At 56.4% G+C, this 15,381-nt stretch carries 9 protein-coding genes; 6 read left to right on the top strand and 3 right to left on the bottom strand.

The genetic code is table 11. The features are described from left to right. Positions 1-433: 433 nt before the first annotated feature. Positions 434-1,681, top strand: a complete 1,248-nt coding sequence (locus SH410x_RS16000) for a DUF1559 domain-containing protein (RefSeq protein ID WP_473668801.1) — start codon at positions 434-436, stop codon at positions 1,679-1,681. Between the two features lie 51 nt (positions 1,682-1,732). Further along, complete coding sequence (locus tag SH410x_RS15995; protein WP_473668799.1) at positions 1,733-1,945, top strand: hypothetical protein; 213 nt, start codon at positions 1,733-1,735, stop codon at positions 1,943-1,945. Positions 1,946-2,511: 566 nt separating this feature from the next. Here the strand turns inward: SH410x_RS15995 and SH410x_RS15990 are convergent. Further along, complete coding sequence (locus SH410x_RS15990) at positions 2,512-4,869, bottom strand: YfbK domain-containing protein (RefSeq protein WP_473668797.1); 2,358 nt, start codon at positions 4,867-4,869, stop codon at positions 2,512-2,514. 73 nt (positions 4,870-4,942) lie between these two features. Then, entirely contained in the window at positions 4,943-5,557 is a 615-nt protein-coding gene (locus tag SH410x_RS15985) for an RNA polymerase sigma factor (RefSeq protein ID WP_473668795.1), read from the bottom strand. A 99-nt stretch (positions 5,558-5,656) separates the two neighbouring features. Between SH410x_RS15985 and SH410x_RS15980 the strand changes: the two genes are divergently transcribed. Together SH410x_RS15980 and SH410x_RS15975 are read left to right on the top strand one after the other, a co-directional pair. Beyond that, on the top strand, positions 5,657-8,482 hold the full coding sequence (locus SH410x_RS15980) for a DEAD/DEAH box helicase (RefSeq protein ID WP_473668793.1): 2,826 nt from the start codon (positions 5,657-5,659) through the stop codon (positions 8,480-8,482). Between the two features lie 116 nt (positions 8,483-8,598). Next, complete coding sequence (locus SH410x_RS15975) at positions 8,599-9,666, top strand: SWIM zinc finger family protein (RefSeq protein WP_473668791.1); 1,068 nt, start codon at positions 8,599-8,601, stop codon at positions 9,664-9,666. A 330-nt stretch (positions 9,667-9,996) separates the two neighbouring features. Here the strand turns inward: SH410x_RS15975 and SH410x_RS15970 are convergent, their stop codons facing one another. Further along, on the bottom strand, positions 9,997-10,674 hold the full coding sequence (locus SH410x_RS15970; protein ID WP_473668789.1) for a redox-sensing transcriptional repressor Rex: 678 nt from the start codon (positions 10,672-10,674) through the stop codon (positions 9,997-9,999). 446 nt (positions 10,675-11,120) lie between these two features. Between SH410x_RS15970 and SH410x_RS15965 the strand changes: the two genes are divergently transcribed. Next, positions 11,121-12,905: a hypothetical protein gene (locus tag SH410x_RS15965; protein WP_473668787.1), complete on the top strand. Its 1,785-nt coding sequence runs from the start codon at positions 11,121-11,123 to the stop codon at positions 12,903-12,905. A gap of 732 nt (positions 12,906-13,637) precedes the next feature. Next, complete coding sequence (locus SH410x_RS15960; protein ID WP_473668785.1) at positions 13,638-15,263, top strand: adenylate/guanylate cyclase domain-containing protein; 1,626 nt, start codon at positions 13,638-13,640, stop codon at positions 15,261-15,263. The last annotated feature ends 118 nt before the right edge of the window (positions 15,264-15,381 follow it).

Below are 15,381 nucleotides of genomic sequence, written 5' to 3'. Positions count from 1 at the left end.
CAAATACCATCATGCTGCGAACTCGTTAAGGAACGAGCGGAAATTTACTGTCTGAAATTGTGGTCGAACGCTCCGCCATCGACTATTCCGACCGCGGAGCGATCGGCCACTTATTTTCCGCTCGTTCCTAAATAATCGGTTCGGCATTCGGGGGGTGAGAGTGTTGGTTGGCATCACAACAGATTGACAGATGAGATTGGTAGTCGCTTGAGTCACAATTTTCTCCCTGCTCCCTTGAGCATTGGGGGGAGACGGATTCGCTCTATTGGACTGTTTTTCGCGATAATTCAGGACGGTGATCAGAAAGTCCGCTTATTCGAGGAGACTCTCGGCACTGTGGCAAAATTTGTCGGCATAGAATAACATGGGGCCGTTAATGCCCATTAATTGCATTTTTCGCACATCCTAAACACCTTTTTCATGGAATTTTTGAATGACTTCACAAAAGACCCCGCAGATGAATCGAGGTTTCACGTTGGTGGAACTGTTGGTCGTTATTGCGATTATCGGCGTGCTCGTCGGTCTACTATTACCCGCGGTCCAGGCCGCTCGGGAAGCTGCGCGGCGGATGAGCTGTAGCAACAATTTCAAGCAACTTGGTTTATCAATCCACAATTATCACTCGGCCTACAATCAGCTTCCTCGGCTACAGGGCGGCACGAACGCGTCGGGAGCACCGAACGGTGGAACGACGGCTCCCCTCTCGAATAACCGCCAAGAATTGAGCATCTTGGTCGGCTTGATGCCGTTCATGGAGCAGCAGGCTCTGTGGCAACAAATCTCCAACCCGCTGCAAGACCAGAACGGGAAGATCCATCAACCGATGGGCGGCAATCCGCAAGCCAACTTGACCCACCACGCCATCAGCCGCTACGAACCATGGCTGACGGAAATCCCCGGGCTGCGTTGCCCCAGCGATCCAGGTCGGGGACTGCCCGCGGCCGGTCGCAGCAATTACGCCGCCTGTTCGGGAGATTCGGCGTATATCAACAACCATGGTTTTGCGGATGAAGAGGGGAACGAACGCAGCCCCACGAACCTGGCGGAACTGGCCAAGACATCCTGTCGTGGTGTTTTCAAATCGCGGGGTGATACCTACTTCCGTGACGTCTTGGACGGACTTTCGAATACCATCGCGATGGGTGAAATCCCTTCCGGCTTGGGTGATCAAGACAAGCGGACTCACGGGAAAGCCGACCTGGGAGGAGCCGCGAGCGGTCGCGGAACCGGCCAGGGGATCCGCGGGCCTGGCGAAGCCTTGTCATGCCGTACATATATCGATCCCGAACGCCCTCAGTTTTGGAAGAGCGGAACGAATATTGGAGACGGCGAGCAGAAACGCGGATTCAAGTGGGCATCCGGACGACCCATGTATGGTCAGGTCAATACGATTCTGGCGCCCAACAAGGAGATGTGCATCGCGAAAGGCACCGGCGGACGAAGTAATTACCACGGCAACGCCGCGATCGTTCCTCCGGGTAGCCGTCACCAAGGCGGTTGCCATGTGTTGATGGGTGATGGTGCAGTCAAGTTCATCACTGATTCCATCGAGTCCGGCAAAGAGGAAAACTCGCAGGTCTACCTGGGAGGTCCCATTCCAGCTGGATCGCAGAGTCCGTTTGGGTTGTGGGGGGCACTCGGCACGTCGGCATCGAGCGAAGTAATCGACTCGGCATTCTGACCATGGTTCGTCCGATATCGTCTCTTAACCCTTTTTCAAATGATTGAATTTATGAAATCCATCCTACGCCCGTTCTCTTGTTTTGCAGCCCTAACTCTTTGTGTTGTGTTATGCGGTTGCGGAGATAGCGGCGGCCCAGTCGCCAACGAAGATGAAGTTACCCAATATCTCGAGGAACATCCTGAGCTGAAGAAAGATATCGATTCTGAAGCGACGGTCACCGCCACGGAATCGGCACCTCGCCAGACCGTCGCTGCTCCCTAACGGCGTGTTGATTTCATGAGCCGAGGCGCGTCAGCGGCCGGGTGGCTTGTGCTATCCGATGCCTGACGGCATTCGGCTCATCATTGCCGGTCGAAATTCGACTCAATCAACGGCCTGCAAAGAAGATCGCGTGAATCAGCCGAGTATCTACGTTCGCCAGCACGAGGATTTCTTCGTCTGGCGATGGTTGGTTTGCAGTCAAGCCGCGTAGCGGCAGCTTTGGCGACGCTGCCGGGCTGCCGAAACGGTCGGCGGTCTGCCAGCGGATGTGACGAGCCGTCCCTGCGTGGTGTGGGCGATGTCAAAGCGGGCACGTCGCCGATCGCTTGCGCTTCCCTGCGACGATCCAACCGATAACCCAAGCCGATGGGGGGTGTGATATCCCTGAGGTGTGTCTCGCGACAATATGATGGTCGTAGTAGAATGGGCGGTTTAACACGATTGACTTGAATACTTTAAGAACAGAGATTCGAGAATTATGTTATCCAGCCATCATTCATGCAACGAAGATCGCTTGCCGCGTTTCGGTTATTTTTCGGTACTTCAGTGAAGTAAGACGTTGCGAGCTATCGTGCGGACTCCCCTACGGCGAGCGTCTCGGCGGTTTTGACCAAGCCGACGAACTCAGACCGCAGGCCATGCGGGTCCGATCCGATGGAACGCTCTGCCACCCGCCGCACCTGGTCGTACGTCCAGTTGCCAGCGAGTGCACTGTCACGAAGTAGCATCCCAAAGGCGGCAACCGATGCGGCGAATCGGAAGTCGCCATCCGCTTGATCGAACGGGGTATGCGAATCATCGAGCACTCGCGTCATCAGCTTGCTTTTCGTCCCCTGTGGCTGTTTGTAACGCAGCTTCAACGTCAGCATTTCCGATGATGTCGACGTGGCAACGTCGTCGTCAGTCGGGGTGGATATTGCTTCTTCCACCGGTTCAGGCTGATACTTTAACGGGTCGACTGGCGGCGCGATCGCATCGATTTTCGCGCCCACCGGAACAACTTCGTACAACGCTGTCACCTGGTGCCCCGCACCAATTTCACCAGCGTCTTTCCTATCATCGTTAAAATCTTCCGTGGCAAGCAATCGGTTTTCGTAGCCGATCAATCGGTAGGCTGACACGACGGCGGGATTGAACTCAATTTGAATCTTCACGTCCTTGGCCACCGTCACGAGCGTTCCCGACAACTGATCGACGAGCACCTTGCGGGCTTCGGCGATCGTATCGACGAAGGCATAGTTGCCTTCGGCATCGTTGGAGGTCTTTTCCAGCATGGCATCGTTATGGTTCCCCATGCCGAAACCGAGCACGGTCAAATCGACGCCGGACTTCGCTTGCGCCCGTGTCTCCGCTACGAGCGCGTCGGTGCCCGTGATGCCGACGTTGAAGTCACCATCACTGCACAGAATCACGCGGTTGACGCCGTCTTGGATGAAGTGCTCTCGAGCGGTGCTGTAGGCGAGTTGCAGCCCCGCACCACCGTTCGTGCTGCCCCCCGCTCGTAGTTCTGTTAACGCGCGAGCGATTCGTTGCCGTTCTTCGACGGGAGTCGAATCGAGGACCAAGCCAGCCGAGCCCGCATAAACCACAATGGCGACTCGGTCGTCATCACGCAGTTCGTCGAGGAGAATCTTCAGTCCTTCGGTCACGAGCGGCAATTTGTTGGGCTGGCTCATCGAGCCACTCGTATCGATCAAGAACACGAGATTGCACTGGGGGCGTTCTTGCTCGGTGAGCCGTTTGGCTTGCAGACCCACTCGCACCAGCCGATGTTCTGGATTCCAGGGGCAGATCGTCGTTGTCATCGCGGCCGAAAATGGATCGGTCGATTCGCCATCGATCGCGGTCGGACCGGTGTAGTCGTAGTCGAAGTAGTTGACCATTTCCTCAATCCGTACCGAGGCCGGCCGTGGCAGCTGATCGCTGTGCAGATAGCTGCGGACCTTCGCGTAGCTCGCCGTATCGACATCAATCGAGAAGGTGCTCAGCGGATGCTCGGATACTCGGCGGAACTCATTTTCACCGAGCGGCGAGAAGTTGTCGCCGGGAGCGCCTGGGCCGGTGCCCTGGTCCGATGGCTTCGCTCTCATCTCCGCCGCAGTCTCCGTTTTTGGATTGCGGTGATAAGTTTCTGCGGGGATGGCGTTTCGGCCCATCATGGCACCTGCGTCCAAGGTATCCATCTGCTCTGCCATGCCGTCCACGCCGGAGTCCATCTCTGTCGGCATCGTCTTCATGGTGGCTCCTCTGCCCGCCATTTCCCTATTCTTTTTAGCGACCGGAGCGGGAGCGTGAAACGGAGCACTCGGCGGCGGAGATGACATGACCCGGGCTCGCGCGGATTTCAGCATGGGGGGGGCCTCGGCAAGTTGAGAGTTCTCGTTGGTGGCCGATAGCGACATCCGAACTTCCGCGGGTTCGGGACTCTCCACGACCTCGAGCATTGAGCTGGAACGTGCGCTGACATCCGCTTCCGTCTCGCTGGGCTTGACCCTGTCCAATTGAGGCTCGGTGGCGATACGAACTTGGGACGACGTGCTTTCCGCATCCGAATGGCCCGCGGTGCGGATCGTCGACATTCGCGACAAGGGGAGGGCGACAGCGAGAATCAAAATGGACGCTGCGATCGCCCACATCGCGATCATTCGACCTGAGTAGCCTGCGTCTGTGTAGGATCGAGCCGGCTGGGAGATTGCGGCTCCGGTGATTTGTTCGCGGCGTTCCGCATCAAGCGTCGCCGCTGGCATCGCGGCGTAGAAAACAGAGAGTTTCTCAGCGACGCGGCGGGCCTCATCAACCGCCTTGGCGAGCTCGGGGTGCCCCTGCATCGCGGCTTCAAATTCAGCCGTTTCAGTGGGCGACAGTTCGTTCATCACGTAAGCCGTGATGCGCGGATCGTCCCATGGATTATTGGTCGTGGACATGTGTGTGAACCTATTAAGATGATTGTTTTTATTTTGTTGTGACATCGCGCCACGTGTCGATCGAGGCCAGCGACTAGACTGTCGCGAGCTGTTTTCGCAGCGACGCGACGGCTTGATGTAGATGGAAGCCAACGTTGGATGTCGTTAGGCCTGTGACGGCCGCGATCTCGCGGTAACTCAAGCCAGCTTGCATGCGTAGCTGCAGGATCTCACGCTGTTTCGGCGTCAGATCGCAGAGCGAGTCCGCCACACGGCGGTGCTCTTCACTCGCCTGGGCAGCGTCCGCGGGTGTCGGGCCAGGATCCATCACCGCGGCTTCGGGGGCATTGTCGCCCGACAGGTCGGAGTCACGCCGCATGGCGAAACTTTGAGGCGTCTTTTTGCGTTGCATGTCAATCACTCGCGTTCGGCAGACGGTGAACAACCACGGTGCCAGGCGGGCGGCAAACTCGGCCAGCGTCGGTGGGCCGTCGCTACCGGCGACCTGACGCGTTTTTCGACACAACTGCAAGAACGTCTCCTGCACCGCGTCTTGGGCCGCTACCGGGTCACGCAGCAATCCAGCCGCATACGCCAGCAAACTCTGCTGGTGCTCGTCAACGGCCCGCGCAATGACCTCGCTCGCATCCTCTGCTTCGCTTGCACCGCAAACCTCGCGGGGGTCATCGGATACCGCTTTTGCCACCATGGTGGTTCAACTCAGAAATGGAAAAGACTAGAAATGAGGCGAAACCGATCCGCCATACGAGTGACAACGAGTTTGTCCTCCGTTTATTAGCAGAAAACTATGACACCCGCCTACCGAATTGCCGTCACGCCGTCCGGGCATCTTCGATTGATCGCCGGGACAGATGAGGATGTCGCCTTCGGGGCCGCGGCGGTATTGCCCGCCAAGCTGGTCAAGGCGTTTGCCGATTCCACAGCGGCGGGATTGGTTTTTTTGGTCTCGTGCTCGGCCGACGGAGCGTTGCCGGCGTCGCTACAGTTTTGGCGAGCATTCGCAAACCGATATTTTACGGCGCTGCGGCGAAGCAATTCGGCCGGTGGCGGTGCCTGGCGTGCTCCTGAACCTCCCGACGCGGCCACGATCGAGGAGATCTTGGCTGCGGCACCACCGATGGTCGGTTTGGAGAATGCCACGCCGGACGTTGTCGGTGAACTCTGGCAAACTCTCGACGAATACGCGGCAACTGCAGCCCAAAAACGCAAAGGGGGGTTGGCTTCGTTCTTGCGTGCCTTGCGACCCGAATGGAATCTGCTCGGGCGCGTCACTTTTCATTTGGCCGAGAATAAAAAAAATCCTGAGCGTCCGTTCGCTTTTCTCGCGACGTACACAAGCAGCGAAGCGAGTGGCGACGTGCCGCGTCATACCCCACTCTCCGAAGCGCTCAAAGCGTCGATCGCCAGTGGCAATTCGGAGCAACTCGATGCCCTGCTCACACCGGTCTCGCGGGCGGCCCAAGCGTGTCCGGCGATCGCCAAACTGCTTGACTCCAAGGCCTTGTTTTCACCCCAGGCCTGGGGCATTTCGCAAGCGTTCGAGTTTTTCTCGAGTGTCCCGCAGCTCGAAGAATCCGGCGTTGTCGTGCGTATTCCCGATTGGTGGAACGCCTCCCGACCGCCGCGACCGCAGGTGGCCGTGCGAGTGGGGTCGAAGCAGCAATCCCGTTTCGGCAGTGAGTCGCTCGACCTGGACGTTGGCATCACGATCGACGGGCAGCCCCTCGATGATGACGAGCTCGCCCAATTGTTGGCCGCCCGTGAGGGCATGACTCTGCTGCGAGGAAAATGGGTGCAAGTCGATGCGGATCACTTGCAATCGGCCCTTCAGCAGTGGGAGGAACTTCGTGACGCGCACGCCACGGGGATTGGTTTCCTAGAAGGCATGAGACTGCTCGCCGGTGCGGCGATTACCGGTGACGACGTGGACGAACTGGTGCAACCCTGGACGCGAATTGAGGCCGGTGATTGGCTCCGCGAAACGCTGGGGAAACTCCGCAGTCCGAGTGGCAAAGTCGAGATCGCTGAGAACCCGCGTCTGCACGCGACACTGCGTCCTTACCAGTCTGATGGTGTCGCGTGGCTATATTTCGCGACACAGTTGGGGCTCGGCGTTTGTCTCGCCGATGACATGGGACTCGGCAAAACGATTCAAATCATTTCGCTTTTGTTGCATCTTAAATATCCAGACGATACCGAAGCCACGGGCGGCGTCCCTGGCGCCGCCACGGGCGCCGCCACGGGCGCCGCGAAGGGGAAGCGGAAGAGCAGCACCAAGAATGCCGCGAAAGTTGCTCGGGAGCCCCAGCCGAGCCGGCCCAGCCTGTTGATACTGCCCACGTCCTTGCTCGGGAATTGGCAGCGTGAGGTCGCTCGGTTTGCGCCCGATCTCAATATGCTCGTCGCCCATCGCAGCAGCCTCGATGCCGATGCGCTCAAGCGAATCGCAGCCGATCCCCACGAGGAACTCGCTCCCTACGATGTCGTCGCAACCACCTACGGGCTGGCGCGCCGCCAAAAGTGGCTGACCGAAATGGATTGGAATCTCGTCATCTTGGACGAGGCCCAAGCGATCAAGAACTCCGGTGCAGCACAAACAAAAGCAATCAAGAAGATCCCAGCTCGTGGACGCATCCTGTTGTCCGGTACGCCGGTTGAAAATCATCTCGGTGATCTGTGGTCGCTATTCGATTTCTGTGCCCCCGGACTGCTCGGCACGGCCACCGCATTCAAGCGTTTTGTGAATACGAAAGATGAGGAGAGTCGCTCGGAGCGGCTCGCCAGTATTCGCAAACTGATCCGGCCTTACGTGCTGCGGCGGATGAAGACGGACCCGCTCATTGTGCCTGATTTGCCGCAGAAAACTGAGATGCGGGTTGATTGTGGGCTGACTCGCGTGCAGACAACGTTGTACAAGGCGGTTACCGCCGACCTCAAAGAATCTCTCGAGATTGCCACGGGAATCCAGCGTCGCGGGATGGTGCTCGGCGCGCTGATGCAGCTCAAACAGATTTGCAATCACCCGGCACTGCACCTGAAACAGTCGACCTTTTCACCCGAGGCATCGGGCAAGTTTGCACAGTTGCGTACGATCGCCGAGACATTGATCGAAAAGCAAGAGAAAATGCTGGTGTTCACGCAATTTCAGTCGATGTGTGGGCCGCTGGCCGAATTTCTCTCGAGTGTCTTCGAAACCGAGGGCTTGGTACTCACGGGAAAAACCGCGACCAAGAAACGCAGCCAATTGGTGAACGAATTCCAAGCCGAAACGGGCCCGCCGTTCTTCGTGATCTCGGTGAAAGCCGGTGGCACCGGGCTGAACCTCACGGCCGCCTCCCATGTTGTCCATTTTGATCGATGGTGGAACCCTGCCGTCGAAGATCAAGCGACCGATCGAGCATTTCGAATTGGCCAGAAACGCAACGTTCTGGTGCACAAATTTGTGTGTCGCGGTTCGCTCGAAGAGAAGATAGATGATATGATCCGTGACAAGAAAGCACTCAGTCGGGAATTGTTCGGTGCCGACGGCAATGACGAATTGCAGTTGACCGAAATGAACGACGCTCAACTTCTCGATTTCGTGTCGCTCGATCTCAACAAGGCAGTGGAGTAGCGATGCTCGCCATGTTGTGGATTCCTCCGTCCGGTGATGGTGGCACCTAAGCGGTCGTGCATCAAACGCACCTGATTGTTGCACCGTTGCTCACTTGTTTTCCAGGAAATGCTCACATGTCATGGTATGGCGGATTTGCCCCCTATGTTCCCGTCGCCCAACGTAAGGCTCGAGGTAAGCAGCAAGCTTCCAAACGGATGAAGAAGGGTGAGAGCCTGCAGCCCGTCACGATCGCAGGGAACAGGATCGCGACGACGTTCTGGGGTCAAAAATGGTGCACGCATCTCGAAAAATATAGTGACTACGCCAATCGCCTACCTCGCGGGCGCACCTACGCACGCAATGGATCGATTGCCGACCTGCGGGTTACTCGCGGTAAGATCACTTCGATGGTTTGTGGTTCATCATTGTATGATATCACGATTGAAATCACGCCCTTGGCGGATGCTCAGTGGAGGGCGATTTGTCGTGATTGCAGCACCTCGATTCATTCCCTGATTGACCTCATGCGTGGCAAGCTGGGCGACGACGTGATCCGCCGCATGACCGACCCGGAAAACGGGATGTTTCCAGCGGGCAATGAGATCAAGATGAGATGCAATTGTCCCGATGGTGTATCACTCTGCAAACATCTCGCGGCCACGCTCTACGGGGTTGGCAATCGGCTCGACGCGGCTCCCGAGCTGCTGTTTTTGCTGCGCGGAGTGGATCAAAAGGACCTGATCTCACAGGCCATGGCAGCGGAGAACGCCACATCCGCGATGGGCTTGGAGAGTGACTCTGAACTTGCCGGTGAAGATCTTGGTGCGATATTTGGAATCGAGATGGCGCCAGTGACACAAACGCCGATTGCGGCGAAAAAGTCGCGTAAAACAGTGAAAAAGAAGGCAGTAAAAAAGAAGGCAGTGAAAAAGGCAGCGACGAAAAAAACGGACGTTGGGAAGAAGCCGAAAGTGAAAGTGGTAAAGAAGAAGGCAACCAAACGTAAACAGTCTGTCAAGGCAACCGCGAAGATCGAGCCGGTCGAGCAGCGGGTATCGAAGCCGACGAAGAAAAAGTCGACAAAAATACGAATTGATATTAGTCGCAGCGTGAACAAGCGAAAGGTTGTCAAGAAAAAATCGGCCGCCAAGAAGGCAACCAAATCCGTAGATACCAAGGGAATTGTGATTCGGCTGAACTAGGGATCCTGTGACTTTCGAGTGGAGACGTGGCAAGGGGGTACCCATCCCTTGCACGCAAAAACCAGCGTCAAAATGGGTGGCAACGCCTCCGCCGAGCCACGCCGTAACCATTTTTTTAGGAACGAGCGGAAAATAAGTGGCCGAACGCTCCGCGGTCGGAATGGTCGAGCGCGGAGCGTTCGACCACAATTGCCGGGCATCGACACGATCTTCTTGTTCGAAGGACCGCTGGGGAGGACACAACCGGTCAAAACAGCAAGTAGCGATCCCTTCGGACAATAGGCCCACAGATTCTACGTCGGGAGAGTTGAAAGCGGCGTTGAAAGTTGCTCAGGCGTTTTGAATGCGAAAAGCGAGTTGCTGCAGTTCGCTCGCCAGGTCCACATTGATGACCGCCACGGCCGACGAGACGCGCAGCGTGGTGGGAGCGAAGTTCAGGATACCTTGGATTCCGAGTGCCACGACTTGAGAGGCGACATCCATTGCTTGTTCGCTTGGCACGGCGAGAATCGCCAGTTCGGGTTTCAGTTCCCGCAGTACCGGTTCGAGTTGGTCCATGGGCAAAATCTTTGTATTCCCAACGACGCCGCCGATTTTGGTCGGATCGGTATCGAACGCAGCGGCGAGCGAAAATCCGAGGCGTTCAAACCCTCGGTAGCGGAGCAATGCATTGCCGAGGAAGCCGACGCCGATCATGACGGCCTTCCAGCGCACACCGCTGCCCAGGACGACACCGATGTGATTGGCCAGCGAGGCGACATCGTAGCCGACCCCGCGTCTGCCGATCGATCCGATCGAGCTGAGATCGCGCCGGACGACGGCGGCCGAGACGTTCACCATCGCCGCCAGGTCACGACTGTTCGTCGATGTTTCGCCAGCGTCGAGCAGACGATGGAGCTCGCGGTAGTACAGACTTAGCCGCCCCACCGCGGGAGTCGACAAATCCGTGCGAACAATCTCATGGGAACGCTCTCCATCGGTTGGCCCAAGCGAGTTTGGTGGCTTCATGAAACGTGGCTCAGGTGAGGAGGTGTGCAAAATAAGGACAATCGGTAAATCCGGAACGGACGGCACGTTTGCACAGCCCAGACGCCATATTTTACCTGGTCAGGCATCTTTCTTTGTTCCATGATTCATCCGCAGACGATGTAGTTTGTGCATCGGAATCACTTTCACTAGCCCGCACACCTTGTGCACTTGTTAGCGGCGAATGATTGCAACTCGACCCTCCCAATCTTGTCAGCGACCGTAGGGCTTCAGTGTGGCCGACGGGCACCAAGCGGACAAGAGAGATATCGGGGACGCAACGCGGTAACTACCGTTTTCGCTCCACATGGATTGGGTTGGTGAGAATGACTTGTGATGTTGATGGGCGATGCCGGGGGGTTCCGGCTGCCAGTGGAAAGCTAAGTCTTACGGCGCTGCGATGCGTCGTTACTTGAGAGGAAAGTGTTATGAAAAGATTGTGGTTACTACCCGCACTTGCGTTGATCGCAGTTGTGTCGGGTGCCAATGCTGCTCATGCTGCTTATTGTAGCACGATCAGTTACCAGGGCTGTAGCAGCTGTGGCGGCGGATCTGTTGTAGCCGACGGCGGTGTTGTCGAAGGCGATTCGGTTGTTGTCGAGGGCTCCATTGCGGACGCCGCTCCAGGTGCGATCGTTAGCGAAGGTGCGGCCAGTGGGTCATACACCGTGATGCGAACCGTTCGTGAAACAGTGATGGAGCAAGTCCAAGAGACTCGCCATCGCACACGTAACGAAACGTACTACGTTGACCAAGTCGTCAATCGCACTCGCATGGTGCCGGAAACGGTCCAAAAAGAAGTGCAGTACACCGTCATGGTGCCAACGTACGAAACCCGTGAAAAGACGATCAACTACACAGTCAACAAGCCTGTGTATGAGACTCGCACACGAGTGATCAACTACACCGTCAAGAAACCTGTGTACGAAACTCGTCAAAAGACGATCAACTACACCGTTAGCAAGCCGGTTTACGAACAACACGAACGTGTGATCAACTATACGGTCAAGAAGCCTGTTTACGAAACTCGTACACGGACGATCAACTACACCGTTAACAAGCCTGTGTACGAAACTCGTACAAAGACGACCAACTACACGGTGATGAAGCCCGTTTACGAAACTCGTACACGCAACATCAACTACACGGTTTACAACACCGTGCGTGAAAACAAAGTTCGCACTGAGAACTACACCGTCACCGTTCCCCAGCAGTACACCAAGACCATTCAGGTCAAGGGTGGCCACTGGGACACGATCACTGAAACGGTTCCAGGACCGATGATTCGCCGCGTCGTGCGTGAGCCCGGCACGTGCCACTTCGATCCTTGCACCTGCCGCACGACATATTGCCCCGGCGCCTGCCGCGTGGAATGTGTTCAAGGTTGCCCCAAGACAATCTGCAAGAAAGTCTGGGTTCCTACCTGTGAAGAACGTGAAATCACCTGCACCAAGTACGTAAAAGAATGCCGCACCCGCGAAATTCCTTACACTGTGTGCCGACGTGTGCCTGAGTGCCGAACCAAGGTTTGCGAATATAAAGTTTGCAAGATGGTCCCAGAATGCCGCACAAAGACCTGCAACTACACCGTTTGCAAAATGGTCCCAGAGTGCCGCACCAAGACCTGCGAATACAAAGTTTGCAAGATGGTTTGCGAAAACCGTCAAAAGATCTGCAAGTACACGACTTGCAAGATGGTTCAAGAGTGCCGAACGAAGACCTGCAACTACACCGTGTGCAAGATGGTTTGCGAAAACCGTCAAAAGACCTGCAACTACACCGTTTGCAAGATGGTCCCAGAATGCCGCACGAAGGTTTGCACGTACAAAGTTTGCAAGATGGTTCCCGAATGCCGCACCAAGACTGTGTGCCACACGGTATGCCGCAAAGAATGCTACCAAGAAACGATTCGTGTTGCTAAGTGCCGCAAAGTTTGCGAACCTTACACCGTAACCAAGTGCGTTCCTCGCGTCGTCTGCCGTCAAGTTCCCGTTACTGTTTGCTGCCCAGAGCCTTGCTGCAGTGCAGCTAGCCCTTGCGACAACGGTTGCGATACTTGCGGATCGGCTTCCGATTGCTGCAGCCCAGCCCCTTGCTGTGCTCCTCGTCAATCGTGCCTGAAGGGCCTGTTGAACAAACTGTTCCAAAGCCGCAACTGCGGCTGCGAAGTTGCTGAGCCTTGCTGCGACGTAGCACCAGCTTGCGGATGCTAGTCACCCATCCTGATGGATTGAGTAGTAAGCGAAGTTTACAAGGACGCTTTCCACGCTGAGTATCGCTTCCCCATAACGAGTCCCATACACCGCGTCTGTTCGGATAACATTTCGAATAACGAGCAGCCGGTGTGGGGGATTCGGGCGGGGGGAATCGACCCCAGAGTGATCAAAACGTCGATACGCTAAATCGGGGCTGAGTTTCTTCGAAAGAGAGACTCACTCCGTTTTTTTATGCGCCCCCGACACATCGACGTCCCGTCTGTGTCGACAACCGGCGCCCGTTGGGACCATCGTCCCCAACAGGCAAGCCGCTTCTTCGGCCGCGTCCTCGGCCGGTTCTTCGGTCACTTCATCGGCCACCGCTCACAGCACTGCGACGAAACCCACGGCAGTCGATCTTTGCAGGTCGACTCGTTTCGATCGAAGCAGCTATACTACCCCCCAAATGCTCCGAGAGGCTATTCGTCCATCCATTGGGGCAGGGCAGGCCGGAAGCCTCTTTTGCTTCGCGGCGTGTTGATTTCATGCGGCGAGTCGCGTGAGCGGGCGGGATACTCGGGATACTCGATGCCTGACGGCATTCGGCTGACGATGGCCGCTCGAACTTCGACTCCATCAGCAGCCTGCTAGGCTCGAATCGATTCTAACGCCAGACAGAAGCTAGTCGTTAACTGGAATAGTGCTTTGCCTACCGATGTCATTGACCCAACTCTCCACGCTGGTTCAACCATGTCGTCGGATTCGATATCCAGACGCGACTGGACGTTCTTTCAACGTCACGGCTTGATCTTTGTTGTTCTGTCCCCAGTCGTCGCGAATTTGGTCGGCAGTGTATTCAATATCTTATACAACTTCTGGCAGATCGAACCGTTGCTATCCGATCAACAGATGGCGCGATTCGCGTCGTGTTGGCAGTGGTTTAACATGTTTGTCTATCCCTTCGCGGTGCTTTTGTTCCTGATTCCCATTTTTCAGTTGCGGCCGATCCATCGTGACCTGATCAACGGACGGACGGTGAGCGATGATGTTTTGGCGATGTCGCAGCGAAAGGTGGTGAATCTACCGTGGTGGTTTTTGGCCGTCGCTTCGGCGGGATGGTTGACATGCATTCCTGTCTTCCCCCTCGCACTGGCGAGTCTGGACGAACCACTGTCGAGCAATGTCATCGTTCATTTGACAACGTCATTCTTGATCGCATCGATGATCGCAGTCACGCACAGTTTCTTCGCCGTCGAGCTCGTGATTCAACAAACTCTCTTTCCTGTCTTCTTTCAGACCGGAACGCCAGCAAACATCGCGGGCACCGCGCCGATGACGATTTCTCAACGCGGATTGATGTGGTCGGCTGCGGCGGTGGTGAGCCCGGTGCTGTCGCTTGTTTTATTGATTTTAGTGCCGGACGCGACAAAATCGGCGCCCACCTTTGCCATCGTGGTCGCCGTGGTAGCGGTGAGTTTTGGTATGGCAACGTCGTGGTTGCTGGGGCGACTGGTCGCATCCCCGGTATTGGAATTGAAAGCTGCTGCGGTGGCGGTTGCCAGCGGCGACTTTACCGCGAGAATCAAGACGCTCCGGGCCGACGAGTTCGGGATGTTGATTAACCAGTTCAATTCCATGATCGCTGGGCTCGCCGAACGTGAGCGTTTGCAAGCAACGTTTGGTCGGCACGTTGGGCGTGAGGCCGTCAAGCAAATTTTGGCAGCGCAAGATGATCTGGACATGAGTAATGCGTCGGGGACCCTGGGGGGGACCAAGAAACAGATCTCGGTGATGTTCGTTGACGTGCGGAACTTCACGGCTCAATCAGCCGATGCGCCCGTCGATGATGTGATTGCCGGATTGAATCTAATGTTTGGCGAGGCGGTGACAATTGTGGAGAGAAACGGTGGGATGGTCAACAAGTTCCTCGGCGATGGGTTCATGGCCATCTTTGGCATCGGTGGTGATCCGTCAATCAATGATCGGCATTCCGATGCCGCTGTCACGGCGGGCCGTGAACTTCTGACGCGTATCGCCGCCATGAAGAGTGATTTTGCCAGCGTCGGTTGGCTCGAGATGAAGATCGGAGTTGGCATCAATACAGGCATCGCGATGGTCGGCAGCATCGGTGCGCCCGAACGCCAAGAATACACAGCCATGGGCGATACGGTGAATGTCGCCGCTCGGGTGGAAGCATTGACGAAGCGTATCGGGCATGACTTGTTGGTCACCGGAGCGACTCACGATGCGCTCTCAACCCCGCAGCAGTTTATTGAATTGCCTCGCCAAATGGTCAAGGGCAAGAACGCGAGCTTACGCATTTTTGGCGCATCGAACTGTGATGAGACGGCACCGACGGTGAGCTCAGAGCGGTGAAGCGATTGGAGTTCTGGGAGTTCGCCGCTTCAGCAAAGTGAGATACGGTGCGGGCGAACCTGCTATGCTGGGCAGTTCCTACCTTCCGCGAAACAGCTGTCCTACCGATGCCGCGAAC

It is taken from the genome of Rhodopirellula sp. SH410 (assembly GCF_055811895.1).
The sequence above is the reverse complement of the archived record's forward strand: the minus strand, read 5'-3'. Positions and strand labels throughout refer to the sequence as shown.

Bases quoted from the DNA above. Each gene is read 5' to 3' on its own strand.
- SH410x_RS16000 (WP_473668801.1), top strand. From the start codon at position 434: ATGACTTCACAAAAGACCCCGCAGATGAATCGAGGTTTCACGTTGGTG.
- SH410x_RS15995 (WP_473668799.1), top strand. From the start codon at position 1,733: ATGAAATCCATCCTACGCCCGTTCTCTTGTTTTGCAGCCCTAACTCTT.
- SH410x_RS15990 (WP_473668797.1), bottom strand. From the start codon at position 4,869: ATGTCCACGACCAATAATCCATGGGACGATCCGCGCATCACGGCTTAC.
- SH410x_RS15985 (WP_473668795.1), bottom strand. From the start codon at position 5,557: ATGGTGGCAAAAGCGGTATCCGATGACCCCCGCGAGGTTTGCGGTGCA.
- SH410x_RS15980 (WP_473668793.1), top strand. From the start codon at position 5,657: ATGACACCCGCCTACCGAATTGCCGTCACGCCGTCCGGGCATCTTCGA.
- SH410x_RS15975 (WP_473668791.1), top strand. From the start codon at position 8,599: ATGTCATGGTATGGCGGATTTGCCCCCTATGTTCCCGTCGCCCAACGT.
- SH410x_RS15970 (WP_473668789.1), bottom strand. From the start codon at position 10,674: ATGAAGCCACCAAACTCGCTTGGGCCAACCGATGGAGAGCGTTCCCAT.
- SH410x_RS15965 (WP_473668787.1), top strand. From the start codon at position 11,121: ATGAAAAGATTGTGGTTACTACCCGCACTTGCGTTGATCGCAGTTGTG.
- SH410x_RS15960 (WP_473668785.1), top strand. From the start codon at position 13,638: ATGTCGTCGGATTCGATATCCAGACGCGACTGGACGTTCTTTCAACGT.